The 3,971-nt window shown below is 71.1% G+C and carries 5 protein-coding genes; 2 read left to right on the top strand and 3 right to left on the bottom strand.

Annotation, left to right across the window (positions count from 1 at the left end):
• Positions 1-651: DUF222 domain-containing protein (locus RT323_RS16275; RefSeq protein ID WP_313410300.1), on the top strand; the 651-nt coding region annotated here is incomplete at its 5' end.
• Between the two features lie 10 nt (positions 652-661).
• Here RT323_RS16275 and RT323_RS16270 read toward each other — a convergent pair.
• Both RT323_RS16270 and RT323_RS16265 read right to left on the bottom strand, forming a co-directional pair.
• Positions 662-1,153: a DUF456 domain-containing protein gene (locus tag RT323_RS16270; RefSeq protein ID WP_313410298.1), complete on the bottom strand. Its 492-nt coding sequence runs from the start codon at positions 1,151-1,153 to the stop codon at positions 662-664.
• Positions 1,153-2,301 carry an acyl-CoA dehydrogenase family protein gene (locus tag RT323_RS16265; protein ID WP_313410296.1) on the bottom strand — a complete coding sequence of 383 codons (1,149 nt, stop codon included), beginning with the start codon at positions 2,299-2,301 and terminating at the stop codon, positions 1,153-1,155. The genes RT323_RS16270 and RT323_RS16265 overlap by 1 nt, the downstream gene beginning before the upstream one ends.
• A 33-nt stretch (positions 2,302-2,334) precedes the next feature.
• Here RT323_RS16265 and RT323_RS16260 point away from each other — a divergent pair, with 33 nt between their 5' ends.
• A complete protein-coding gene (locus tag RT323_RS16260) occupies positions 2,335-3,366 on the top strand; it encodes a Gfo/Idh/MocA family oxidoreductase (protein ID WP_313410294.1) in 1,032 nt (343 codons plus the stop codon).
• Here the strand turns inward: RT323_RS16260 and RT323_RS16255 are convergent.
• On the bottom strand, positions 3,326-3,971 hold a 646-nt coding region (locus RT323_RS16255), incomplete at its 5' end, for a phytoene desaturase family protein (protein WP_396172513.1). The two genes, RT323_RS16260 and RT323_RS16255, sit on opposite strands and share 41 nt — an antisense overlap.

The following is a 3,971-nucleotide window of genomic DNA, read 5'->3' as shown; positions in this document are numbered from 1 at the left end:
TCCAAGACCAGCCCCCGCAAACGCGCACTCGCCGAGGCGGAGAAGACCGGAGTCGAGCTGTCTCCCGTGGAGGATCGCCGCGACATGACCCACGCCGAGAAGGCGGGCGAGGCCTTCGCCGAGATCATCCGCCACCTACCCACCGAGTCCTTCGGCAACCACGGCGGCGTCAACGCCGCACTCGTCGTCACGATCGACGAACAGTCACTGCGCGGCCAGACCGACCGGGCCGGGGTCACCGAGTTCGGCACCAGCATCAGCGCCGGCGAACTCCGCATGATCGCCTGCGGCGCAGGCATCCTGCCCACCGTGCTCGACGGAAACTCAGTCCCACTCGACGTCGGACGGACCAAACGGTTCCACACCCAGAAACAACGCATCGCCCTGGCCCAACGAGACCAGGGCTGCGCCTACCCCGGCTGCGACCGACCACCCGGCTGGTGCGAGAGCCACCACGCCACCCGATGGACCGACGGCGGACACACCACCATCGACAACGGCGTCCTGCTCTGCGGACACCACCACCGACACGTCCACCAGACCGACATCCCGATCCGCTTCGTCGACCGCCATCCGGAGTTCCAGATCCGCGGCACCTGGCAACACAACCACCGCTACCGACCCCGCCAACGAGAACTCGTCCTCGCCTGACCGAGCCCCGTCAGATCCTGACCACCAACGCCGCGACGAACCACACCACGGCTGTCGTGAGCGCGGCCGTCAGCTCCACCATGATCGAGACGCCCGCGGCACGCATGGCGTGCCCGGTCGCGCGGCGGGCGGCGGGCTCATCGCGCAGGCGCTGCAGCTCGGACAGGTACGTGCCGCCGATGAAACCCACGAACAGGCCGACGACCGGGATCACGAAGAAGCCGACGATACCCAGGAGCGCGCCGATCGCGAGGCTGCGGTTCGGCACCCCCTTGCTCTTGAGGTACCGGCCCGCGAGCAGGTACTTCAGCACGAGAGCCACGAGCGCCAGCACGACGGCGATCGCGACGACTGTCCATCCGGTGGTGCCGCCGACGACGACTCCCCACAGCACGACCGCGCCCGCGACGACCAGCCCGCCGGGGACGACCTGCACGATCGCGCCGGCCAGCCCGAACAGGATCGCGACGGCGACCAGCAGGTCGAGGACGATGCCGTCCATCAGAACGCGCTGATCCCCGTCTCGGCGCGGCCGATGATCAGCTTCTGGATCTGGCTCGTGCCCTCGTAGAGCGTCATGACGCGGGCGTCGCGCATGTACTTCTGCACCGGGTACTCGTCGACGTAGCCGTACCCACCGAACGCCTGGATGGCCAGGTTGGCCGCCTTGACGGCCGCCTCGGACGCGAACAGCTTGGCCTTCGAGGCCTCGACGCTGAAGCGCTCGCCCTTCTCGATCAGGTCGGCCGCGCGCCACGTCAGCAGCCGCGCGGCGTCCGCGTCGACCGACATCTCGGCGATCATGTCCTGCACCAGCTGGTACGAGGCGATCGGCTTGCCGAACTGCTCGCGGGCCGTGCTGTACTCGACGGTCGCCTCGAGGCAGCCCTGGACGATCCCGACGCAACTCGCGGCGATGCCCACCCGGCCCTTGTCGAGTGCGGTCATCGCAATGCGGAACCCCTGGCCCTCCTCGCCCAGCAGCGCGTCGGCGGGGACGCGCATGTCACTGAACGACAGCGCCGCGGTCGCCTGGCCCCGCAGGCCGAGCTTGCCCTTGACCTCGGTGGCCTCGAAGCCGGGAGTGTCCGTGGGGACGAGGAAGGCCGAGACGCCCTTCGCGCCGGGGCCGCCGGTGCGGGCGAACACGAGGGCGACGTCGGCCCAGGTGCCATTGGTGATGAAGATCTTCGAGCCGTTGATGACCCACTCGTCACCTTCGCGGACGGCGCGCGACGTGAGGTTGCCGGCGTCCGAGCCGTTGTCCGGCTCGGTCAGGCCGAAGCACCCGAGCATCTCGCCCGACGCGATGCCGGGCAGCCAGCGCTGCTTCTGCTCCTGCGTGCCGAACTGCAGGACCGACTTGCCGAACAGGCCGGTCGAGACCGAGACGATGCCGCGGATCGCCGAGTCGGCGCGGCCGAGCTCCTCCATGGCCAGGACGTACGTGACGTAGTCGCCGCCGATGCCGCCGTACTCCTCCGGGATCGTGAGCCCCAGGAACCCGATCTGGCCGAGCTTGGGGATGATCGCCGTGTCGACCGACTCGACGCGGTCCCACTCGGCACGGAACGGCACGACCTCCTTGTCCAGGAACTCGCGCGCCAGCGCTCGGAAGCCACGTTGATCCTCATTCAGCGTCAGGTCCATGCCCCGATCCTGCCACCGCCCTACGATGCGAACGTGACCCTCCCCACACACCGCACCCTCGACCCCCGCGATGCCCCCGTTCTGCGCTGGGGGATCCTCGGCGCCGGCGGCATCGCCGCGACCATGGTCACGGCCCTGCTGGACGGCACCTCCCAGCAGGTCGTCGCCGTCGGGTCCCGTGACCTCGAGCGGGCCAAGGGCTTCGCCGACCGGTTCGGGATCGCCCGCGCCCACGGGTCGTACGAGGACCTGGTCGCGGACCCGGAGGTCGACGCCGTGTACGTCGCCACGCCGCACTCCGAGCATCACGCGAACGCGCTGCTCGTCATCGCGGCCGGCAAGCACGTCCTGGTGGAGAAGGCGTTCACCCGCAACGCCGCGGAGGCGCGCGAGGTGCTGGCGGCCGCCGATGCCGCGCGTGTCACGTGCGTCGAGGCGATGTGGTCGCGCTTCCTGCCCAGCTACGACGTCGTCCGGCGCAGCGTCGAGGAGGGCCTGCTCGGCGAGCTCCGCCTGATCGAGGCCGATCATGGCCAGCGGCTCTACCCCGACGGACCGGCCCGGCTCGCACGACCCGAGCTGGCCGGCGGTGCGCTGCTGGACCTCGGCGTGTACCCGATCCACCTGGCCGCGATGCTGATGCCGCGGATCGAGCACGTCAGCGCGGTCGGAACGCTCACGCCGCTGGGCGTCGACGAGCAGGAGTCCATCTCGTTGCGCGACGAGTCCGGCACCGTCGCAGCACTCACCGCGTGCATGTCGGCCAGCACGCCCACGATCGCGAGCATCGCCGGCACCGAAGCCCGCCTCGAGCTCTCCGGGCACTTCTACCGCCCGTCCGAGATCCGCCTGCTCGACCCGGCAGGCCGACTGCTCGAGTCGTGGCAGCCGCTCGAGGACGAGGCGCGGCTGGGCCTGCGGTACGAGGCCGTCGAGGTGGCCCGGCTCGTCGCCGACGGCCGGCGCGAGTCGCCGTCGCTGCCCTGGGCCGAGACCCTGCGGGTCATGGAGCTGATGGACCGGATCAGGGGCCAGCTGGGCGTGGTCCTGCCGGGCGAGGGCTGAGGCTTCGCAGGGCGGACTCCGCGGCGTGGAAGCCGCACATGCCGTGGACGCCGGCCCCGGGTGGGGTGGCCGCCGAGCACAGGTAGAGCCGCTCCCCCAACCGGTACGGGTCGATCGCCGGACGTGGCCGCAGCAGCAGCTGCGGCAGGCCGTTCGCGCCGGTGCCGATGTCGCCGCCGACGTAGTTCGGGTTGTACGCCTCGAGCGCCTGCGTTCCGCGAGCGGCGACCGCGACGACCCGGTCACGGACACCGGGCGCGAAGCGCTGGATCTGGTCGAGGATCGCGTCGGTCGCGTCGCCGGGCCACGCGTGCGGCACGTGCGCGTAGGCCCACACGGGCACGTGGCCGTCCTGCGAGCGGGTCGGGTCGGCGACGTGCTGCTGTGCCACCAGGACGAACGGCCGCGCGGGCATCACACCCCGTGACGTGAGCGCCTCGGCGTGGGCGATCTCGGCGGCGGTGCCGCCCACGTGGACGGTGCCGGCACGGCGGACGTCGGGATTGGTCCACGGGACCGGTCCGTCCAGCGCCAGGTCGATCTTGAAGGCGGCGGGCCCGTAGCGGTACCGACCCAGAGCGGTCCGGACCCGTGGCGCGATCGCG

The organism is Aeromicrobium sp., from assembly GCF_032084975.1.
Taxonomy (GTDB): domain Bacteria; phylum Actinomycetota; class Actinomycetes; order Propionibacteriales; family Nocardioidaceae; genus Aeromicrobium.
This window is presented reverse-complemented; position numbering and strand designations above follow the sequence as displayed.

What these genes read in the sequence shown, in the direction of transcription:
- RT323_RS16270 (WP_313410298.1), bottom strand. Translation starts at nt 1,153, where the DNA reads ATGGACGGCATCGTCCTCGACCTGCTGGTCGCCGTCGCGATCCTGTTC.
- RT323_RS16265 (WP_313410296.1), bottom strand. Translation starts at nt 2,301, where the DNA reads ATGGACCTGACGCTGAATGAGGATCAACGTGGCTTCCGAGCGCTGGCG.